General features: G+C 45.7%; 24 protein-coding genes. 10 read left to right on the top strand and 14 right to left on the bottom strand.

Translation table 11 applies throughout. The features are described from left to right. Positions 1-72 precede the first annotated feature (72 nt). Positions 73-465: a DUF1259 domain-containing protein gene (locus tag F6X55_RS04005; protein WP_026571792.1), complete on the top strand. Its 393-nt coding sequence runs from the start codon at positions 73-75 to the stop codon at positions 463-465. 210 nt (positions 466-675) lie between these two features. Here F6X55_RS04005 and F6X55_RS20165 read toward each other — a convergent pair whose 3' ends face one another. Both F6X55_RS20165 and F6X55_RS04015 read right to left on the bottom strand, forming a co-directional pair. Continuing rightward, positions 676-1,149: an isochorismatase gene (locus F6X55_RS20165; protein ID WP_237648593.1), complete on the bottom strand. Its 474-nt coding sequence runs from the start codon at positions 1,147-1,149 to the stop codon at positions 676-678. Positions 1,150-1,161: 12 nt separating this feature from the next. After that, on the bottom strand, positions 1,162-1,794 hold the full coding sequence (locus F6X55_RS04015; RefSeq protein WP_237648594.1) for a Type 1 glutamine amidotransferase-like domain-containing protein: 633 nt from the start codon (positions 1,792-1,794) through the stop codon (positions 1,162-1,164). An 85-nt stretch (positions 1,795-1,879) separates the two neighbouring features. Between F6X55_RS04015 and mce the strand changes: the two genes are divergently transcribed. Further along, complete coding sequence (mce, locus tag F6X55_RS04020) at positions 1,880-2,308, top strand: methylmalonyl-CoA epimerase (protein WP_026571790.1); 429 nt, start codon at positions 1,880-1,882, stop codon at positions 2,306-2,308. Here mce and F6X55_RS04025 read toward each other — a convergent pair. Further along, entirely contained in the window at positions 2,305-2,490 is a 186-nt protein-coding gene (locus tag F6X55_RS04025) for a hypothetical protein (protein ID WP_026571789.1), read from the bottom strand. The genes mce and F6X55_RS04025 overlap by 4 nt on opposite strands. Positions 2,491-2,848: 358 nt before the next feature. Then, positions 2,849-3,991 (bottom strand): DEAD/DEAH box helicase, encoded by a 1,143-nt coding sequence (locus tag F6X55_RS04030; protein WP_026571788.1) that lies wholly within the window; start codon positions 3,989-3,991, stop codon positions 2,849-2,851. A 123-nt stretch (positions 3,992-4,114) separates the two neighbouring features. Here F6X55_RS04030 and F6X55_RS04035 point away from each other — a divergent pair, with 123 nt between their 5' ends. Beyond that, positions 4,115-4,576 (top strand): GNAT family N-acetyltransferase, encoded by a 462-nt coding sequence (locus F6X55_RS04035; protein ID WP_153462061.1) that lies wholly within the window; start codon positions 4,115-4,117, stop codon positions 4,574-4,576. A gap of 83 nt (positions 4,577-4,659) precedes the next feature. Here F6X55_RS04035 and F6X55_RS04040 read toward each other — a convergent pair whose 3' ends face one another. Further along, complete coding sequence (locus tag F6X55_RS04040) at positions 4,660-6,168, bottom strand: BCCT family transporter (RefSeq protein WP_153462063.1); 1,509 nt, start codon at positions 6,166-6,168, stop codon at positions 4,660-4,662. A 170-nt stretch (positions 6,169-6,338) separates the two neighbouring features. Here F6X55_RS04040 and F6X55_RS04045 point away from each other — a divergent pair, with 170 nt between their 5' ends. Next, positions 6,339-6,863: a hypothetical protein gene (locus tag F6X55_RS04045; protein ID WP_026571786.1), complete on the top strand. Its 525-nt coding sequence runs from the start codon at positions 6,339-6,341 to the stop codon at positions 6,861-6,863. Positions 6,864-6,875: 12 nt separating this feature from the next. Here the strand turns inward: F6X55_RS04045 and F6X55_RS04050 are convergent, their stop codons facing one another. Next, positions 6,876-7,364, bottom strand: a complete 489-nt coding sequence (locus F6X55_RS04050; RefSeq protein ID WP_026571785.1) for a GNAT family N-acetyltransferase — start codon at positions 7,362-7,364, stop codon at positions 6,876-6,878. Positions 7,365-7,453: 89 nt separating this feature from the next. Here F6X55_RS04050 and F6X55_RS04055 point away from each other — a divergent pair, with 89 nt between their 5' ends. The 3 genes from F6X55_RS04055 to F6X55_RS04065 all read left to right on the top strand — a co-directional run bounded on the left by F6X55_RS04055 (position 7,454) and on the right by F6X55_RS04065 (position 8,948). Beyond that, positions 7,454-7,837, top strand: a complete 384-nt coding sequence (locus tag F6X55_RS04055) for a DUF2642 domain-containing protein (RefSeq protein ID WP_081718234.1) — start codon at positions 7,454-7,456, stop codon at positions 7,835-7,837. A gap of 157 nt (positions 7,838-7,994) precedes the next feature. Beyond that, on the top strand, positions 7,995-8,453 hold the full coding sequence (locus F6X55_RS04060; RefSeq protein ID WP_026571783.1) for a helix-hairpin-helix domain-containing protein: 459 nt from the start codon (positions 7,995-7,997) through the stop codon (positions 8,451-8,453). 18 nt (positions 8,454-8,471) lie between these two features. Continuing rightward, positions 8,472-8,948 carry a GNAT family N-acetyltransferase gene (locus tag F6X55_RS04065; protein WP_026571782.1) on the top strand — a complete coding sequence of 159 codons (477 nt, stop codon included), beginning with the start codon at positions 8,472-8,474 and terminating at the stop codon, positions 8,946-8,948. Positions 8,949-9,514: 566 nt separating this feature from the next. Here the strand turns inward: F6X55_RS04065 and F6X55_RS04070 are convergent. From F6X55_RS04070 to F6X55_RS04080, 3 genes are read right to left on the bottom strand one after another with little or no spacing between them, the layout of a single operon-like run. Beyond that, positions 9,515-11,158: a b(o/a)3-type cytochrome-c oxidase subunit 1 gene (locus tag F6X55_RS04070; protein ID WP_026571781.1), complete on the bottom strand. Its 1,644-nt coding sequence runs from the start codon at positions 11,156-11,158 to the stop codon at positions 9,515-9,517. Further along, on the bottom strand, positions 11,159-11,623 hold the full coding sequence (locus F6X55_RS04075; protein WP_026571780.1) for a cytochrome c oxidase subunit II: 465 nt from the start codon (positions 11,621-11,623) through the stop codon (positions 11,159-11,161). A gap of 18 nt (positions 11,624-11,641) precedes the next feature. Further along, on the bottom strand, positions 11,642-11,800 hold the full coding sequence (locus F6X55_RS04080; RefSeq protein ID WP_152525524.1) for a cytochrome c oxidase subunit 2A: 159 nt from the start codon (positions 11,798-11,800) through the stop codon (positions 11,642-11,644). 169 nt (positions 11,801-11,969) lie between these two features. Here F6X55_RS04080 and mobA point away from each other — a divergent pair, with 169 nt between their 5' ends. Both mobA and F6X55_RS04090 read left to right on the top strand, forming a co-directional pair. Then, positions 11,970-12,557 carry a molybdenum cofactor guanylyltransferase gene (mobA, locus tag F6X55_RS04085; RefSeq protein WP_153462065.1) on the top strand — a complete coding sequence of 196 codons (588 nt, stop codon included), beginning with the start codon at positions 11,970-11,972 and terminating at the stop codon, positions 12,555-12,557. 304 nt (positions 12,558-12,861) lie between these two features. After that, on the top strand, positions 12,862-13,269 hold the full coding sequence (locus F6X55_RS04090; protein ID WP_153462067.1) for a hypothetical protein: 408 nt from the start codon (positions 12,862-12,864) through the stop codon (positions 13,267-13,269). Between the two features lie 83 nt (positions 13,270-13,352). Here the strand turns inward: F6X55_RS04090 and F6X55_RS04095 are convergent, their stop codons facing one another. Further along, the gene (locus F6X55_RS04095; RefSeq protein ID WP_051390517.1) at positions 13,353-14,072 is read right to left on the bottom strand and encodes a Crp/Fnr family transcriptional regulator; all 720 of its coding nucleotides are present in this window, start codon (positions 14,070-14,072) and stop codon (positions 13,353-13,355) included. A 447-nt stretch (positions 14,073-14,519) separates the two neighbouring features. Here F6X55_RS04095 and F6X55_RS04100 point away from each other — a divergent pair, with 447 nt between their 5' ends. Continuing rightward, positions 14,520-14,882, top strand: coding sequence for a cupredoxin domain-containing protein (locus F6X55_RS04100; protein ID WP_153462069.1), 363 nt, complete (start codon positions 14,520-14,522; stop codon positions 14,880-14,882). A gap of 39 nt (positions 14,883-14,921) precedes the next feature. On the opposite strand, the gene F6X55_RS04105 is transcribed toward F6X55_RS04100, so the two are convergent. The 4 genes from F6X55_RS04105 to F6X55_RS04120 form a co-directional block, all read right to left on the bottom strand. After that, entirely contained in the window at positions 14,922-15,116 is a 195-nt protein-coding gene (locus tag F6X55_RS04105) for a helix-turn-helix transcriptional regulator (protein ID WP_026571775.1), read from the bottom strand. Beyond that, a complete protein-coding gene (locus F6X55_RS04110; RefSeq protein ID WP_026571774.1) occupies positions 15,113-15,646 on the bottom strand; it encodes a DUF6773 family protein in 534 nt (177 codons plus the stop codon). The genes F6X55_RS04105 and F6X55_RS04110 overlap by 4 nt, the downstream gene beginning before the upstream one ends. Positions 15,647-15,729: 83 nt before the next feature. Continuing rightward, complete coding sequence (locus tag F6X55_RS04115) at positions 15,730-16,671, bottom strand: ABC transporter permease (RefSeq protein ID WP_026571773.1); 942 nt, start codon at positions 16,669-16,671, stop codon at positions 15,730-15,732. Continuing rightward, positions 16,649-17,608, bottom strand: coding sequence for an ABC transporter ATP-binding protein (locus tag F6X55_RS04120; protein WP_026571772.1), 960 nt, complete (start codon positions 17,606-17,608; stop codon positions 16,649-16,651). The genes F6X55_RS04115 and F6X55_RS04120 overlap by 23 nt, the downstream gene beginning before the upstream one ends. Positions 17,609-18,235: the final 627 nt, after the last annotated feature.

Here is an 18,235-nt window from a genome sequence, read left to right on the forward strand (position 1 = left end):
CCGCATCAAGGGTGTAGGATTTAGTGCATAGGGAAATAGAATGACATAAAAGCTTTTAAGGAGATGACTAGCATGCCAGATATCCAGGAAATAGCGAAAACCTTCGGGGACATCCTGGGAGTAGAAACCGAAGTCGAAGACGGGATGTGCGAAGCAGAAAAAGAACGGGACTTGGACGTCACGGTTCAAGGGCGTCCCTTCAAAAGCGAATTATCGATGGAAATTCATTTTGAATCCCTGGAAGAAGACGGTACAGCCTTGAATCATGCTGAAATCGTGGTACTCCCGGAAGAAATACCCGACTTCACCAGGGCACTCGGTAAAAACGATCTTACGATTACTGCTTTGCATAATCACTGGTTGTTCGCTGAGCCGAATATCAAATACCTCCACGTTCAAGCCGTGGAAAAACCGGAAGATTTTGCCCAGAAGCTATCAAACGCCATTTCCGTCTTAAAAGATTAGAATTGTCAAAGGGTTTTCGAATATCTCGAAGACCCTTTTTTAATGGTTTTCACATATTTTGTTGCACCAACATGCTTTCGATACAAATCCTCAGCCCTGTCCATGACTCGAATGCTAACTGATGCTACAACATCCCACTCGTTAACGTGGCACAGCCAGGGTGTTGTATGAACAATATCCGCTGTAGAGAGGTATTCCTCTTATAATAGCTTAGAAGTCCTCGTTCATGTGATACTGCAAATACTGTTCTATATCGGGAGTGCCGGCTGGATTGTTTAGCACCGCCATCACCCAGCAGTCCCTTTCGAAATTCAAAACCTTGAGATCCCACGTACAGGCTATCAGTCCTTTTGGTGTGCAATATTCAAACTGCGGTTTCTCTCCATGTTTTGAAATATACACATGATGGTTTAGTTCATTTTCATTGGACCACCAGTCGATGAAAATAAAATCTGAATCCTTCCCATCGTGCACGCCGATGAACCCGACGCCGTAACGGTCGCTGTTCATCGCCGGAAAAGGCACTGTCTGCAATGCTAATGTTCTGGCTGTATCGACCAGTTCTTTCCTCGGTTGCCCTCCCTGATAGGAAATACCGTAAACCTTCATCCGCCAACCTTGCTTTTGCCAAATTTCCAAAAAGCGAATCGAACGTTTTTTATAGTCCTCAGCCAATTGAACCATCTTACTCCCCCTTCATCCTCTCATTACTCTGATATTTCCTTCTGTTAGAACCAATGACTGATTCTTAAAATAACAACCAGCATCATCGTCTATGCCATAACCAGTGGGAACGGCCGTTTTCCTTAGTGCTTTTTGCAGGTTTGCTTCTTCCTTCCACTTCGTAAAATGGGCACTGATGATAGTATCTTCGATTAGCTTCAAACCAGGAAGAAATAAATGTTTTCCTTCCCGATTGTCGACAGGAGGTATGACACAGTGCTCCGGACTGATCAACGCTCCTGCAGAAAATCCGGCGACCGGCACTCCCGACAGGTAACGCTTCCTTATCCGTTCACCAATCGGCGTATCCACTATGTAGTCACGGTAGCGAACGGTATCTCCTCCGCCGATGACGATTCCGCTGCATGCGTCCAACTGTTCCAATTCACTAGTTGAGACGCGGGGGTGAAGCGGCATGTAAAAGAAGTCCTGCAGACCATGCTCCTTTAACACCGAAGTATACTTCGACATATACTCCCGCCACCCCTCTCTCTCCAAGAATAAAATGGCAACTTTTTTGTTTGCCTGACTGGCAGTTTCAGCAAAAACCTTGCCCAACTCTGGCGTAAATGGCGGGCTGCCGCCGAAAAGAAATAAGTGTTGCATAGAATCCACCGACCTTTTTAAGATTTATAGGTTATCTGGCAATATGGTAAAATAAGACGAAGCTTTTAGATGAAAGGAGATATTTATGCCATACGAACTCGATCACGTTGGAATCGCAGTCCGTGATTTAGAAGCAAGCATTGGATTTTATCAGAACGTTTTGGGCGGAAAACTCATCGACCGTTACCGGAGTGAAGCAAAAGGTGTCGAAAGCGAAATTGCCATTATGGAGGTGAACGGAAGCCGCATCGAGCTGCTAAACCCGACGAATAATGAAACCTCCCCCATCGCCCGATTCATCAGGCAAAAAGGTAAAGGAGTCCATCATATCGCCTATCACGTCCATGACTTGGAGAAAGCCCTGGAGGATCTAAAGGAAAGAGGAATTCGCACTTTGCCCGACAGTTTGCGCGTCAACAAGCATGGGCGGCGTTTGGTATATTTAAATCCAGCTGATACAGATGGCACCATCATCGAATACTGCGATTATCCTGAGCAGCAAGAAGAACATTAGCCACCGAACCCACCACCGGGCGGCAGCTTGTCGAAATGGCTTCTCGCCCTTTCCTCCGCCTGCATTTGAGCAGCCGATTTAGTGGAATCTGGCGACTTCATGTTAAATTTGAACTTTAAAATAATGGCAGCGACTGCTATCAGCGCGATCGCTCCCCAAAAAATCCAGCCAAACATCGTCATGCAGAGTCCCTCCTAATAAATGATTTTAGGTAAAACAATTTATCCATTTCTATACTCCTTGTTACTACTTATACGATCACCCAGCCAAAAAGTTCCAAAAAAATGGAGGGGACAGTCCCCGAAACCGTTTGAAAAACAGTTTTCTGCTTTTATGAGCGTTTCGGGGACTGTCCCTTCTTCTGGTTATTTCGCAGAAGAAAGCGGTTTGGGGTCAGACCCCAAACCGCTCCACACCCTGTCACTCCAATATTTCTGCTTCTCTTTGTCGTGTTAATGAGCAGTTTGGGGTCAGTCCCTCCAAGCGGTCATTTTTTGATTCTGACCGCTTGGAGGGACTGACCCCTCTTCTAGTTCCCCTCTAATAAGATCGCAAGGTTCCTTTGTACAGTTTTTTTCTGGTTATCGGGATGTTTAGCTGGCTGCTATACCGTTTGAGTTTCTTTTCTTCCGGTGCTGTTATGATGGACAGGACTTCTCCACCAGCAGTACCGAGCCTGCCAGTTCGTCCGGCTCGGTGGATATATTGATCCGTCTCTCCAGGCAGGTCGATGTTGATGATATCGGTAATATCCTTGATATCCAGCCCTCTTCCAGCTACATCTGTCGCCAAAAGAAGATCCAATTCACCTGAGCGGAATGCCTTGATTGTTTTCTCCCGTTCCTGCTTCTTAGAATCTCCGTGCAGGATACCAGCGTTGATTCCCTTGTATTCCAGCTTCTCGGCAAGGACGGTGAGACTGCCGATATCATTGCCGAAGGCCAACGCTTTTATATGGTCCTTCCGACGAATCAGTTTGCGCAGCACTTCCAGCTTTTCTCGCGCCTCTACTACTAAATAGCCGTGCTCGACAGGAGGGGTATCTGTTTCTTCTCTGCCAACACGAATAATGGATGGTTCTTCCATCATGTACAAGGCAGCTTCTTCCACTTCCTTGGAAATGGTAGCGGAAAATACCAGCAGCTGCCGTTCGTTCAAGGTGCTTTTGATGATGGACTGGATTGTTTTCTCATGTTCGGAGACCACCAACTGATCTGCTTCATCCAATACGATTGTTTTCACTTCATGCATCTTCAATTTCTTTTTGTTGATTAGTTCTTGCACCCTTCCCGGTGTTCCTGCAATGATTTGCGGCCGTTTTTTCAGCTTTTCCAGCTGGCGTTTAATGTTCGCTCCGCCGATAAGTGATGCACTGCCGATTCCGCTGCCGGCAGCCCAGGTTTGGATTTCCTTATGGATTTGCATGACCAGTTCATGAGAGGAAGCAAGAATCACTGCCTGTACATGCTTTTTCTCAGGATCCACCTTTTGTAAAAGCGGCAATATGTAAGCAAGCGTCTTCCCACTGCCTGTCGGTGATTCTGCAATCACATCTTTTCCTTGCAGTATCTCCGGAATTGCTTTTTTCTGGATTGCTGTCGGCTCTGTGAAACCAGCCTTTTCCCACGCTGAACGCAAATACGGCCGAGGCTCTGAAAATAACATTTCGATTGCTTGTGACATTTATAAAAAATCCTTTCCGTTGTCTCTATTCATTTCGTTTCTAGTATGAGTGCTAAACTTCCACCCTACACTTGTCTATTATAAGCTATAATACAAGCAAACCGTTAACAGGGGGAATAAAACTTGAAAATCCATGAAACCCGCGACTGCCAATCCATCGCAAAACTGAACGAAACCGTACACCAGCTTCACAGCAAGCTTTATCCCGATATTTTCGCTGAATACAATGCCGAAAAAGCGCTTGATTTCTTTGAAAGCATCGTCGATAAACCGGAATTTACCTTTTTACTCGTTGAAGAGGACCAACAGCCAGCCGGCTTTGCCTGGATTGAAAAAAGAACCTATCCTGGCATTGCCTATCTGGAAACACACCAATCCATTTATGTCCATCAAATAAGCATAGAAAACGCTTATCAAGGTAAAGGATTTGGTTCCAGGTTAATGGAAGAAATATTCGACAGGGCCGCGTCTGAAGGAATTAGCCGCATTGAACTGGACTACTGGACCGCCAATGAATCGGCCAAGACTTTTTATCATAACAAAGGCTTCCAGCCATACCGTGAAAGTGTTTATAAGCAGTTATGAATAGCTCCACCTATAGAGAGAATTCCCGCCGTAAGCACATCTTCCTAAGACTAACAAAAACCGGCAGCTTACCTGCCGGTTTTTCAACTTGTCGGATGCTTGCCGAACTCTTCCCGGAGCCCTTTGATCAACGACACAATCATCACGAGAATGATCACTGTGAACGGCATCGCCGTCATGATCGCCACTGCGCGCAGTGCTTCCAGTCCTCCGCTTAGAAGCAAAACCGCTGCCGTGATCGAGATCAGAAAACCCCAGGAAAGCTTCGTCAGCGTCTTAGGATTCAGTGTACCTTTTGAAGACAAAACACTTAACACATAACTTGCAGAATCAGCTGAAGTAATGAAGAAAATCGTAATCAACAAAATACCCAATATATTCAACACCAATCCAATCGGAAGGTTGCCGAGCATCATGAAGAATGCCACTTCCTCATGCTGTTGCGCTCTGGAGGCAATGTCGATGCCTTCGCTGATTTGCATATGCAAGCCGGTGCCGCCCATGATGGAAAACCATATCGCCCCAAGCAAAGCCGGGACAAACAAGACACCGAAAACGAACTCTCTGATCGTCCTGCCTCGTGAAATACGGGCAATAAACGTCCCGACATAGGGTCCCCAGGCAATGACCCAGGCCCAAAAGAAAATCGTCCATTGTCCCCGCCAGGAACCATCCGAATAAGGGGACAACGATAAGCTTAGCGGGATATATTGACCGATATACTGCCCGACCGCCGTCGTAAAGCTTTCCAGCAAAAAGGCGGTCGGGCCGAGAACCAGTACGAAAACCATCAGTACCCCTGCGATGATAATATTGCTTGTGCTTAAGTAGCGCATGCCTTTGTTTACCCCGGAAACCGCCGAGGTGATGAACAAGCCGGTGACAACTGCAATGATAATCAACTGTGTCACTTTACTATTCGGCGTTCCGAAGACTTCGGAAATTCCGCCGCTCACTTGCATGGCGCTGAGTCCAAAGGTGGTGGCCACTCCGATTGCAGTGGCAAGCGTGGCAAAAATGTTGATCACTTTTCCCACTACTCCATCCGTCCGTTCGCCAAGCAAAGGATAAAAGGCATGGCTGATCAACCCGGGCCGATTTCTCCTGAATTTAAAAAACGCCATCGATAAGCCGATGATCGCAAATACTCCCCAGGGCTGGAGCGCCCAATGGAAGACACTGTAAGTCAATGCAGCTTTGGCTGCTTCATTTGTTTCCGCCTCGTAGCCCGGCGGCGGTTCTACATAATGCAGAACCGGTTCTGCCACGCCCCAGAAAACGAGACCGACACCCATCCCGGCCGCGAACAAAAGCCCGAGCCAGGTGAAAAAGGAGTAAGAGGGCTTGCTGTCAGGCTTGCCCAGCTTCAAATGCCGGTAAGGACCGATGGCAAGATACAAGCAAGTCAATACAAAAATGGTCGTAGCCAGCATGTAAAACCAGCTGAAGTAATTGCGCATCCAATGTAGACCGGCTGTCGATGCCTGGCTCAACTGCTCCGGAAAAACGACTCCCCAAGCGACGAACAATACGATGATGCAAAAGCTGACGTAAAAAACGGCACCAGGCGCTTTCTTTTTCGCTCTGTCCATATTTCCACCTCTTTTCTTCGGTACAGCTCATTCTTTATGCTGTACCCATTCCCGAAAAGAGATAAAACAGACGAACATAGTCAACAAAAGAAGTAAGCAGTTATACAGATACACATCACCCCCTGCCCATTCATATAGTGAAACCAACACAACTTACCGGAGGTGCTGTTATGCACATTCTTCCTGCAGCCGATTTGGGAATCATGGCCGAGCACTTATCTGCGCACAAGGGAATCATCCATAAACTGAACGTTTACCAGCGAATGGTCCAGTCGCCACAATTGAAAAAAATCATCCGTCAGCAGGCCAATGCCATGCAGGGTCATGTCCATATCATGCTCGCTTTTATTGATCCTGCTTATCATGAACCAATTGAGGTACCGCCTTTATATGTATTCGAGGAAAAAGGATATGAAAACTGGCAAAATGGAGAAGCGGGAGAAAACGACCAGTGGATTGCCTTGGAGGTCCACTCCACGGCTAAGCAAATGGCTGACGACAATTTTTCTTCTGCTTTGATGATGAAGGACATGGCGGTGAGAAATGCCCATGTAGAGATGGCTCTGCAGCAGACAGAGCTACTTAGAAGATATGACGCCTTTCTGGAGGAAATGGGCTGGATGTATGTTCCACTTTCGGACATAAGATCGCAACAAGACACCTACCGGCATTTCTATCAGGCTTTTTACTCGTAAAAAAACAATCAATCAATTCATATGCAGCAATCGGTAAATCGTTTGCTGTTCACCGAAACGTTCGACTGATCGTGACTCTTCCATTCCCAACCTTTCCAAAAGCCGTCTTGATCGTTCATTTTCCGTTTGTGTTTCTGCCACTATTTCTGGAAGCCCCAAAGCAGCAAACCCATGATCGATTACGGCTTTGACAGCTTCTGTTGCATAGCCCTTCCCCCAAAACACAGGGAGAAATTGATACGATACCTCGGTAGCATGCCCATCGTGATGGAGATCGAGCGAAACCGTGCCGATAAAGCTCTCCGTTGATTTCTCCCTTACCGCCCAATGGCAAGAGGGCGTACCAGAGGCAAATAACTGCTGAAAGTTTTCGCTGATTTTATGTTCCGGTACCGTGCCGCCAAGATATTTTCTCACTTTCTCATTTCGGTAAAGCTGCAGAATCCCTTTGTAATCACCAGGCTGTAACAGTCGCAATATACAATGATTTGTCACTAACACTCCTTGTCAACTCCTTATAGACCGCATAATCGGGATGTTGGCGGCATACATATAAAGCCATACATCAATGGAAGGAACGTGATAGGAATATGGAAGAAAACGATCGTTCCCAGCTGAACACCGAATCAGAAGCACGCAGCGGAACACCTGAAGAAACCCCTGTGATGCTGCAGCCGATTGTCCAGCCGGCATATATCAACCAAATGCCCTCCCCTACCACTCCCGTTTACTCAGTCCCGGCTTTGCCCCAGCCTACACAGTATATGGCCCCTTTCGAACCCGTCTATGTCGATCATCTAAGCCGGCACCAAGGCCAGCAAATCAGCGTGATGACCACTGCAGGAAAAGTGGAGGGGCTGCTTAGTGGCGTTGCTGTGGATCATATCCAATTGAACATAAGTAAAACGCGGGCACTTCATATCCGGATTTCGCAGATTGTATATTTTGAAGGGCTGCCGATTACGTACCGTTAATGCCCAATCGGCTTCTGTATCCATCCCTCCTGCTCTCCTTACAAAATTACTAGTAAAATCACCGAAAATCCTGCAAAATAAAGAAAATTTTTAAAGGAAAGCAGCAGGTTAAGTCGAATTAAATCAGGAGGCAACTATTCGGAATAGAGGTGATTACATGTGCACAACTAAAACCCCTAAACTTCCGCTGACAGCAGAAGAGAGAAGCTGCTTACGAAAAGCGAAGATAAGACTCAATCAGATTGCCAATTTAGAGTTAAAAACGCTATCTGATTTAATGGATATCACTTATGATCGAGCCCGATTGTTAAAAGGATTGGCAACCTTCCAGCAAATACCGTCGATTGGCTGCCGGATGGCTGAAAATCTGGTGCATTACCTCGGGAAGTACTCGTTCGAGGATGTACGTGGCGAAAATCCGGCTGAATTACTGGATTGCCTGGAAAAGAAGCTCCGTACACCAGTTGATCCGTGTGTAGAGGATCAGCTTCGCTGTGTGGTATATTATGCAGAAAACCCGGACAGCAAGAAACAGTGGTTTGAATTTACCGCTGAAAGAAAAAATTATCGTGAGAGACATGGTTACCCATCCTCAAGGCCCAAGCCGGTCGGGTAATCGTCAAGGAGGAATATCTTGAAAATACGTCCATCTTTGCACCAGGATTCACAGCAATTAATGCAGCTGAACAATCTAATCTGGAATGTAGAAAACACACCACACCCACATAAGTGGGAATCGCTTGCCGCTTATGAGGAACGCTGTCCGCCCGGCAGTCAATACGTTGCTGTAATCGATGAATCTGTTGCAGGTTTTATCAGTTATCGGAGTCCTATACCGCTAGATTCCAACCGACACGTTTGGGAGTTGGTGATTGGCGTCCATCCAGACTTTCAGGGACAAAAAGTTGGTTCAACCCTTTTGCGGTTTGTCGAAAAAGAAGCAAAAAAACAGGGCATCCATAAACTATGTCTGCGTGTAATGACAACCAATCTCTCAGCAATCCACTTTTATGAACGCAACGGATATAGAGAACAGGGAAGATTGGTAGATGAGTTTTTTTTAGATGGAATGTATGTCGATGACCTGATGATGTACCGGATACTGAACTGATTTTCACTTAGAAAGAGATAAACAAAAACATGCCAGAGGATTCGACAATTGAAAAACTGAAGGTCTTTGAAAAGTAGAATTTTAAAAAAGTGGTCAGTATGGAACTGAATTTCCATACTGACCACTTTTTATCTAATTTCAAGTGATTTATGCCATCTATTCCTTCATTCGTTTAACGATTCGTTTCACATTAGCTGTGAAAATCGCCATCGATCTTACATCGAATCCCTTCCTTTTATGTATTACTTTCCTGGTACAAGAAAAAAGAGTGACTTTCTTTTATAAATCAAAGAAAATCACTCTTTTTCGTTTTACCATCGGTTGATTCCACGATGAGCGTTCGGTGGTGACGCCTGCGGGAACAGCACGAGCCAAAGATCCACTTGGTCAAGTGATTTTCTTGACCAAGTTAGCTGAGGCCGTGCCCGCGGCAAGCATCCACCGATAAGCGATTCGGGAGAATCAACAACAAACTTTAACAGCTCTCTTAGATTAGAAGGGACTTTTCAGTGTCCTCGAGGATTCCGGCATGTTTTTTCAATGGAATAGATTTTTATATTTTTATGTCACCAAAGCCTGAATCCAGGCGATCCCGGAGGAGCATTTTCGATAATTTCCATAATCGGGATGGTATAAGCGAACAAGATCAATGCGACGCAAACACCGATCCACAGCTTCCAATTTTCCAGGATTGCCGGAGTACGTTCTGCCTGATCCGCCACTTCGCCGATAGGGTACGCTTCCACCCCTTTTGGTGCAAAAAAGCTCAAATGGACGACAATGTAAATCAAGACGAGAATGCCGATAAACAAGAAGCTCCCTCCGACAGCCATTGCCACTTCATAAGGAATCCACCCCAATGCATCGGGGTAATCACCATATGTCGTATAAGCGGTTCTTCTCGGGGCCCCTAACAATCCGACCGTATGCATCGCCCCGGACATCATCGCCATCCCTACTACCCAAATGATTGTCTGGATGTTGGCAAGCAAGTTGATTTTCTTTGTCAAAGTCCGCCCTGTCAAATGCGGGATCAGCCAATAAGCAATTCCGAAAAAGGTCAAAGCGACACTGGTTGCTACCGTCAAGTGAAAATGACCGGTGACCCAAAGCGTGTTATGAATGACTTGATTCAGTTGGTTACTGGCATTGATGATGCCCCCTGCCCCGGCAGGAATGAATATCAGCATTCCCATAAATGGTGCAAAGAACCGTGCATCCTTCCATGGCAATTTTTTCACCCATCCGAACAATCCTCTAGCACCCTTCTGCCTGCCGCTCAATTCAAAGGTGGCAAACAAGGAGAAGGCTGTCATCAACGAAGGGACGATGACCATAAAGGTCAGGGTTACCTGGATAAACTTCCATGTATGCGATACTCCGGATTCGAGCAATTGATGGTGAAAGCCGACCGGGATCGAAAACAGCAAGAACAAGACAAAGGACAATCTGGCCAACGAATCACTGAAAATTTTTCCGCCAATGATTTTCGGAATGATGACATACCAGCAAATATAAGCAGGCAGCAGCCAAAAATAGACAAGCGGATGGCCGAAATACCAAAACAGAGTGCGGCTCAACAGGACATTGATGGTGTCCACCCAGCCGAATGACCATGGAATCAATTGCAGGACGACGGTAGCTGCCACGCCCAGTGTGGCGATCAGCCAAAGCAGCATTGTCATCACTGCCATGAAACTGAATAACGGAGAAAGCTGACCTGGATTGGCTTTTTTCCAATTACGGTACTGACGGAACATGCCGGCTCCGCTGATCCAGCTTCCGATCACGACAAGTGCAAGCCCAATATAAAACCATGGCGAGGCCTGAAGCGGCGCGTAAAATGTGTACAACACACTGGCATCGTTGGTCAAGATCATGATCGTGGTGATCACGGTTCCTGTTGTCATGACATAATAGCCGGCCCAGCCAAGTTTTCGCGGTCCTTCAGCCAGCGTTCCCGTTGTTTTGCTGATGCCCGAGTACAAAAATCCAATTATAAAATAAGTAGTGAATACAAGTGCTAACAGAACGCCATGGGCGGTCAACAGCTGATAATAGCCAATCCCCGCTGGCAATGTGATCGCCCCGCTGCGGACGAAGGTTTGCAGCAGTCCGGCAATCCCTCCAAGCAATACGGCGATAAAGCCTACATAAATGTGGGCAAGACTCAATTTCGCATCTTTCCGATTGATCAACGTGGTTTCCATTTAATTCACCTCTATCCTTCCGCTCATGGCCTGATGTCCGACTCCGCAATATTCATTGCAAATGATCAAAAACTCACCGGCTTCGTCGAACGTGTGGGTAATCGTATTGATATGCCCTGGTGTGATCATCATGTTCACGTTCGTCCCCGGAATCGAAAAACCATGAACCACATCCGCGCTCGTCACCTTGAAATGAACGGTCGCCCCCTTCGGCACTTCTAAGGGTTCCCCGAACATGAACGCCTGGGCAACCATCACCGCTTCATATTCATTGTCCCCGATTTTCTTCAGACCAGGGTCATCGAAAGGTGCTGTTTCCTTCACTTTTTCCGGATCGATTGTCGTCATGTCGCTTGGCGGATGATGTCCCATGGCAAACGCGCTGACGCCGATTACCGACAGGAATACAATCAATGTGATACCGCCAAAAATCAGCCATATTTTTTCATACTTGTGCATGTGCATCTGTTACTCCCCCTTTTCCTACCTGGATAGATAAAGCGCGTACACCCCGATCCAGGATAATATGATAAATCCTCCGACGAGCATGACGGACAACAAGGTTCCGTTAAGCTTCGGTTCTGTTTTCCCGGCGTGCTCTTTTTCGGCTTCGAACGATTTGGCAGAATCCAATTTCGCCATCGTGAACGCTCCCTTCCCTTTAATCTAATTTGATTGTAGCGGAACATGACAGGTCGATTCTGTGATAAATATCACATCCTTTTCAATAAGTCGGGAATGTGACTTCCATTACAGTTTTGTGTTTTCAAAACAGTTATGCTGAACAGGAAAAAACAAGGGAGGGGAAAGGATGAAAAGCGGCATTATAATAGCAGATCGAAGCATCCATCCATATGCGGAAGAAATTGCGTTACAAACGCTGGCCGGTGAAAGACTGATCAACCGGCAAATCAGGGAAATGCAGCAATTTGTCGAAGAAATTGTGCTCGTCACCGAAAATCCGATGACGTTTTTGCCACGGGTCGGATCAGATATCCGCATTGTCACCGTTTTCCACAAAAACAAAGGGGTATTAGGGGCAATTCATGCCGGGTTCTCCCTTGCCAGCCATCCTTTAATCTGGCTGGTCAGCTGTGATATGCCCGCTTTATCCTCTCAAGCGGCAGCAGCGATGAAGGAGAGACTTCAACAAACGGGTCATTCGGCAGTCGTTCCGTATTTCCAAAACACCCCGATTCCGTTTCATGGATTATACCGACGTCAGCAGACGCTGAAAACGGTTTGTGCATGTATAGAAAAACGGAAGCCTGTATCGTTCTACGAATGTTTTCAATTGTTGGAATGGATGGGAATGGATGAGACGGAATTGCAGAGGTATGGATTGAACAGCCAGTTTTTCAGACGATATCCCGATGATAAGCTGTACAAACCCCTTTAGCGTTGAATACTGTAAAGGAGGATGAGGATAAAACGAAGAATTATAGAAAGCTCGCTAGTAGGCTGGGATTTCTATAAGTTTTAAAGATGGTAAAATGAATATCCACCTGTATATCAATTCCTTTTTATCGCTTCTCTTACAACAAAAATGTGATAGAATCAATCGGTAGATAAGCTTGAAAAAGGGGGGAGGTTTCCATTAAAAAAGTAGTTACGCTTGTTATTTTCGCCGCACTCCTCTGTACATTTGTTCTTTCCTGGCCCAGCATACGAAAAAATTACTTTCCGGAAAAGAAGCAGAACATATGATCAATCACTATTACCAATCCCTTATCAATGAAGAATATGAAGAAGCCTTTGAAGTTTTATATCTCTACGATTATCAAGAAAATACGAACGAATACTTGTCTACCGGAACAAAATTAACGAAAGCAGAGGCGAAGGACTTTTATTTGAAAAAAACTGCCTTTTTAGAAGAGCAGAACTACGCCCTCAAAGGCTATGAGATTTCAGAGGTGGAATATGCGGATGGTCATACTTTCTGGTTTCATATTTTAGTAACTGCAGAGGTGAATGGAAAAAAGAAGGAGTACCATGAAATAGCACACATTTGGAAAGGGAAATTACTTGTAGGTGAAAGAGATGATCCATATGTGCGATTCAGAGATGGAAAAATGAACATAACACTTCAAACACCATCCAAGGCAAAATAAGGCTTTATTCTTCCGGAAGGACTAATCCCCACTATCGCTTTCATAAATAAAAAAACCGGGGGTTTCCCCGGGAGACGGATCAACTATAAACGGCAGATGCCAAGCGGGCATTCTTCACAATGGCAGATGGCTTTTAGTTCAGCCAAGTCAAGAATCACGATCCGGCCATGTTCGATGTCGATGATCTGTTGCTTTTTCAATTGGTTCAACATCCGGTTGACCGTCTCGCGGGTAGCGCCGATCAGGCTGGCAAGCTCTGCATTGGTGAATTTTTCAGTGAAGCGGATGGTTCCGCCATCCTGCACGCCATATGTGTTGGCAGCACGAATAAGAGTGGAAGCGAGCGCTCCATTTTTCCCATGGAACATCAAATCTCTCAGCTTCACCTGGGTAAGCTGCTGCATGTATCCGAGCCAGCGGCTGAATTCAATCGCCAAATCACCGTGCTGCCATAACAGGATTTCCAGATCACGCTGCTGGATGACGCCGACCCGCGCATCCTGCAAGACTTCGGCAGTGTATGACATCTGCCCTTCCTGTCCGGGGTATTGGATTTCTCCGAACAAATCACCTTCATGGAAATAATAAAGGCACAAGTCCTTGCCATCATCTGCTGTTTTCACCAGGCGGACGGAGCCACTTTCAAGAAAATAGAGTTTTTCTGCTTCGTCCCCTTCCCAAAACAATGTCGTTCCCGCCGGGAATACGTGTTGATACATGATTCCTTGTATTTTTTCAAAGCTTTCTTTCGTGAACTGCCAGGTGTTGCCGACTGCCTGTTCTTGTTTTACAGCAATCCCCATGTAATCCGCCTCCCCATTTTTCGATGTTGCTGTTTTCATAAATAAGTGTCTACAAGACTACAAAGTAAATGCATGCTTCCTTTGTTACGTTCCTGCTGGATGAAAAAAGAGGGAATGCCAGGAAGCATGTCACCAGCGGAGGAAAAACACGAAATGGCCAGGTGGAGACGGAGAGCGTTAGGAGGCTCACCAACCACCCGCGGAAAGCGCAGTGTTTTTCCATAGCGTACGATTCCCTGACATCTTATAAAAGATGATACATATCCCCTTCTTGATACTTTCATCATACGCCTCGCCCCAGCCTTTTGCATTACCATTTTGTAAAAAAATGTTACGGTATTTTGAACAGCCAGGAAATGTGACATTTCTCACAGCCAGTCATCCGGAAGGTGTTTTACACTAAAAATGTGAAAAGCATTCAAACAATTTTCCGGGAGGTTTTTAACGATGAAAAAAGCACTTTTAGCACTTATGGTCTCGATGTTCATGTTATTGCTGGCGGCTTGCGGCAGTAGTGATGATGCCGGAGCAGCCGAAGGGGATGATGGTGGTTCTGCCGCAGTTGTCGATATTGCTGCAAGCAACTGGCAGTTTGATAAAGAAGAATACACGGCACCCGCTGGAGAAATCACATTCAATCTGACCAATGAAGAAGGCGTCCATGCCATCGAAATCGAAGGAACGGATGTCAAAATTGAAAACGAAGGATCCGCAACAGCTACACTGAAAGCCGGCGAATACATCATCAAGTGTGCATTGCCTTGTGGGGAAGGTCATGAAGACATGAGCTCCACTTTGGTTGTGGAATAATTGGAAAACCTCCGTACCCAAACGGGCACGGAGGTTTTTTTATTCTTCCCAAAACAATTCATCGAGGGTTTTGGACAACGTTTTGCAGATTGCAATGCACAGATTCAGGCTTGGATTATATTTCCCCAGTTCGATCAGTCCAATGGTCTGACGCGATACGCCGACACGCTTGGCCAATTCCTCCTGGGACAGATCCATTTCTGTTCTGGCTACTTTCATCCGGATGTTCTTCATCTTTCCTCATCCTGCTCTTCTTCATCTTCCAATTCCTTCGCAACCGCCTTATCGCTCCTTTTCTTTGCTCCCCAATACGCGAGACCATTCACGATCATCAAGAATGGAATATAGATTATAAAGGAAACAACCGACGTAAGCAGGAAGTAATAAACCGACTGCGTTGTTGTATCAGCGTAGCTCACTGCACTGTGAATCCCTAGAAAGATAGCCAATCCAGCACCAAACAAAGCACCGATCAAAATGGTTTTCACACTCATCGGTCGTTTGTTTGTCTGATCATGCATTTCTACTTCGGCGGAAAAAACCCCCATTCCTGTCGATCGTATCATGTAATAAATTGAAGATCCCAGTAAGATAACCAATTCCAGCCATACGTTCTGAAGATCATCATCACTTGTTACATACTTGATCACCAAAGATAGTACACAGATAGCGATTACGAAAATATAAATTTCCCGATAGATTTTGTTTTGCAGATTGATAATTCGTTCATCCTTCAAACGATTCCTATTGAAAAGACTGTTCATTCTTCACACCCTCTTTTGTGCAGGCTCTTGTTTTATTTTAGCAGGCGGAACGGATTGCGAAAAGCAGTACTTTTACAAATTACTCATGCAATATCCCGTTTGGTGAAAGTCATAAAGGCTGTTCCAAGGAACACTGCCAAGTACAGAAACAGCATGACGATCGAAAATGTCATCGTCATTCCTTCCACAAAAGGAGTCCCACTCACATAACGGTTGAGATCTGTATTGGCAAACAACAAGTACTTGGTCCAATCGAACCGTTCTGCCAGCAAGCTCGTGAAAGTGCCCCCCATCAAATACGCAAACAGCGAAACACCGAGGGATACTGCTGTATTTCTGAAAATCGCGGACAAGGCAAAAGCAAGCGACACCATCATCCATAGGTCGATAGTGGAGAAAAAGAAGTAACGAAGCAGATATACGAGCACATTCTCTTCGGAAACGACTCCGTTGTTGACCGTCAAGTGGATCATGGAATCGCCCGTTCCGAACAGGATTATCCCCACCGCGAGCGAGGCAAGTAAAAGCAGTACCACAAGCAGCAAGCCGTAGGTCAATACTGTCAAATATTTGGCAAGCAGTACTTTCCAACGGGCGGCAGGACGGATCATCATCAGCTTAATCGTTCCCCCGCTGAATTCTCCAGAAACAATTCCTGCCGCAATAATCATCACCAACAAACCGGCAACAGAAATCAAGGGAACATTTTCCACAGTATAAGACCAGACACTCAGCTGTGATCCTGGTTTTATGTCGTGCTCAATCCGATAATCATTGACAGCAATCAAATTCCGGTTGTTTTCTGTCAAAATCGGGTTATTGGCATGCTCCTGGTTTTCTTCCTTCAGCTGCTCGCTTTTCGCAGCCAGATCCTCCTTCCAATTATCGGGCACCGAATGAGCGTCCTCTGTGACTTTGCCAATCATCCCAGTAGCTATGACTAGCAGTACGATAATTATCGCCATTAAATAAATCGAAGGTTTTTTTCTTAATTTAAACCATTCATTGCGAATGAGCGTCAGCATATGCCTCCCCCTTTTCATCGGTTATTTCCAGAAAGCGATCTTCGAGTGATTGCTGGCTGTCTCTGACCCGATATATTGGATGGTCTTGCACCGCCAACAAATGTATCACCTTCGCCGTTGTTTCTTTGTCCGCCTGGATCAAAAGTTCCCGCTGCCCTCTTGATTGTGTCTCAAGCGTTGGCAGCTTTTCTTGAAGAATTTGTTCCGCCTTGCTGCTATCGGCCAGTTCCATCACCACTTGACTGGACGGTTTCACCAGATTCTCTTGATCGGAGGTTTCTTTGATCGTTTCCGTACGGACCAGCCGTCCGTTTTGTATAATCGCTACCCGGTCGCACATCAATTCAATTTCCGATAATAAGTGGCTCGACACGACAATCGTCATATTTTGTTCTCCCGCCAGCCGGCGGATGTACTCCCGGAATTCACGGATGCCGGCTGGATCCAGTCCATTCGTTGGTTCATCCAGTATCAGCACCTTCGGTCGATGCAACAGGCTTTGCGCTAAACCGAGACGCTGTTTCATCCCGAGCGAATAGGTCTTCACTTTTTTCTTTATGCTTTCGGTTAAACCGACAATGCTTACGACTTCGTCGATGGTTTGCCTGCCGATTTTTTTATCCTGAAGCTTGGCGAAGTAACGCAAATTGTCCAACCCGCTCATATAGGAATAAAAGTCAGGATTTTCGACAATTGCTCCAAGCTTTTGAGCTGTAGCAGAACGTTTTTCGGATACAGATAAACCATCAATCAGAATATCTCCCGAGGTCATTTTCATTAATCCGACCATCATCCGGATTGTGGTTGTTTTCCCTGCGCCGTTTGGTCCAAGCAAGCCAACCACCTCACCTTTATGAATGTCGAGCGACAGCTGATCGATAATCGTATTGCTGCCGATTTTTTTCGTCACATTTTTCAGTTGAATGCCTAAGCTCAACTTCTATCCCTCCCTTATCTTGATTCCATCTTGATTATATTATATATTAAATTTGTCTTTTTGCAATATATATTTGTCATATTGATAATTATATTTTTCTTGGAGGCGATTGAAAAGTGACCGGAAGGGACAAAACCATGGCCTCAAAGCAAAAAACCGAGCGAATTTGAACGATCAATCCAATTCGCTCGGTTTTGAATGTTTTTTTGTCTTGGTTAAATAAAAATAAACCCCCTAAAGCGTAGCGATCCGAGCCACGCATCAATTAATAGGATAATAAAAAGTCTATCAAGGAACACAATAAATAGAACCATAGTCTTCTATTGGCGGGTTTCTAAACAATTACGAAGACGAAAGTCAGCATGGAAGTTTTTTTATTTAGAAGGGGAACTTGCGAACCAATTCCATAAGAATAACTTCTCCTGTTTCCATACAGACTGGCTTTCTTCCTATAACGGTATGAGAAAAAAGCAGAAATCAGCCAGGAGTGAGCATCGCCCGTTTGCGAACAATTCCACATGAACGGAGGCAAGGTATGCAGACTCCTGCGGGAGGAGCGCGAGCTGAAGATCCACTTGGTAAAGGACTTTTCTTTCCCAAGTTAGCTGAAGCCGTGCCCGTGGAAAA

The organism is Sediminibacillus terrae, from assembly GCF_009602435.1.
GTDB lineage: Bacteria > Bacillota > Bacilli > Bacillales > Amphibacillaceae > Sediminibacillus > Sediminibacillus terrae.

What these genes read in the sequence shown, in the direction of transcription:
- F6X55_RS04005 (WP_026571792.1), top strand. Translation starts at nt 73, where the DNA reads ATGCCAGATATCCAGGAAATAGCGAAAACCTTCGGGGACATCCTGGGA.
- F6X55_RS20165 (WP_237648593.1), bottom strand. Translation starts at nt 1,149, where the DNA reads ATGGTTCAATTGGCTGAGGACTATAAAAAACGTTCGATTCGCTTTTTG.
- F6X55_RS04015 (WP_237648594.1), bottom strand. Translation starts at nt 1,794, where the DNA reads ATGCAACACTTATTTCTTTTCGGCGGCAGCCCGCCATTTACGCCAGAG.
- mce (WP_026571790.1), top strand. Translation starts at nt 1,880, where the DNA reads ATGCCATACGAACTCGATCACGTTGGAATCGCAGTCCGTGATTTAGAA.
- F6X55_RS04025 (WP_026571789.1), bottom strand. Translation starts at nt 2,490, where the DNA reads ATGACGATGTTTGGCTGGATTTTTTGGGGAGCGATCGCGCTGATAGCA.
- F6X55_RS04030 (WP_026571788.1), bottom strand. Translation starts at nt 3,991, where the DNA reads ATGTCACAAGCAATCGAAATGTTATTTTCAGAGCCTCGGCCGTATTTG.
- F6X55_RS04040 (WP_153462063.1), bottom strand. Translation starts at nt 6,168, where the DNA reads ATGGACAGAGCGAAAAAGAAAGCGCCTGGTGCCGTTTTTTACGTCAGC.
- F6X55_RS04045 (WP_026571786.1), top strand. Translation starts at nt 6,339, where the DNA reads ATGCACATTCTTCCTGCAGCCGATTTGGGAATCATGGCCGAGCACTTA.
- F6X55_RS04055 (WP_081718234.1), top strand. Translation starts at nt 7,454, where the DNA reads ATGGAAGAAAACGATCGTTCCCAGCTGAACACCGAATCAGAAGCACGC.
- F6X55_RS04060 (WP_026571783.1), top strand. Translation starts at nt 7,995, where the DNA reads ATGTGCACAACTAAAACCCCTAAACTTCCGCTGACAGCAGAAGAGAGA.
- F6X55_RS04070 (WP_026571781.1), bottom strand. Translation starts at nt 11,158, where the DNA reads ATGGAAACCACGTTGATCAATCGGAAAGATGCGAAATTGAGTCTTGCC.
- F6X55_RS04075 (WP_026571780.1), bottom strand. Translation starts at nt 11,623, where the DNA reads ATGCACATGCACAAGTATGAAAAAATATGGCTGATTTTTGGCGGTATC.
- F6X55_RS04080 (WP_152525524.1), bottom strand. Translation starts at nt 11,800, where the DNA reads ATGGCGAAATTGGATTCTGCCAAATCGTTCGAAGCCGAAAAAGAGCAC.
- mobA (WP_153462065.1), top strand. Translation starts at nt 11,970, where the DNA reads ATGAAAAGCGGCATTATAATAGCAGATCGAAGCATCCATCCATATGCG.
- F6X55_RS04090 (WP_153462067.1), top strand. Translation starts at nt 12,862, where the DNA reads ATGATCAATCACTATTACCAATCCCTTATCAATGAAGAATATGAAGAA.
- F6X55_RS04095 (WP_051390517.1), bottom strand. Translation starts at nt 14,072, where the DNA reads ATGGGGATTGCTGTAAAACAAGAACAGGCAGTCGGCAACACCTGGCAG.
- F6X55_RS04100 (WP_153462069.1), top strand. Translation starts at nt 14,520, where the DNA reads ATGAAAAAAGCACTTTTAGCACTTATGGTCTCGATGTTCATGTTATTG.
- F6X55_RS04105 (WP_026571775.1), bottom strand. Translation starts at nt 15,116, where the DNA reads ATGAAGAACATCCGGATGAAAGTAGCCAGAACAGAAATGGATCTGTCC.
- F6X55_RS04110 (WP_026571774.1), bottom strand. Translation starts at nt 15,646, where the DNA reads ATGAACAGTCTTTTCAATAGGAATCGTTTGAAGGATGAACGAATTATC.
- F6X55_RS04115 (WP_026571773.1), bottom strand. Translation starts at nt 16,671, where the DNA reads ATGCTGACGCTCATTCGCAATGAATGGTTTAAATTAAGAAAAAAACCT.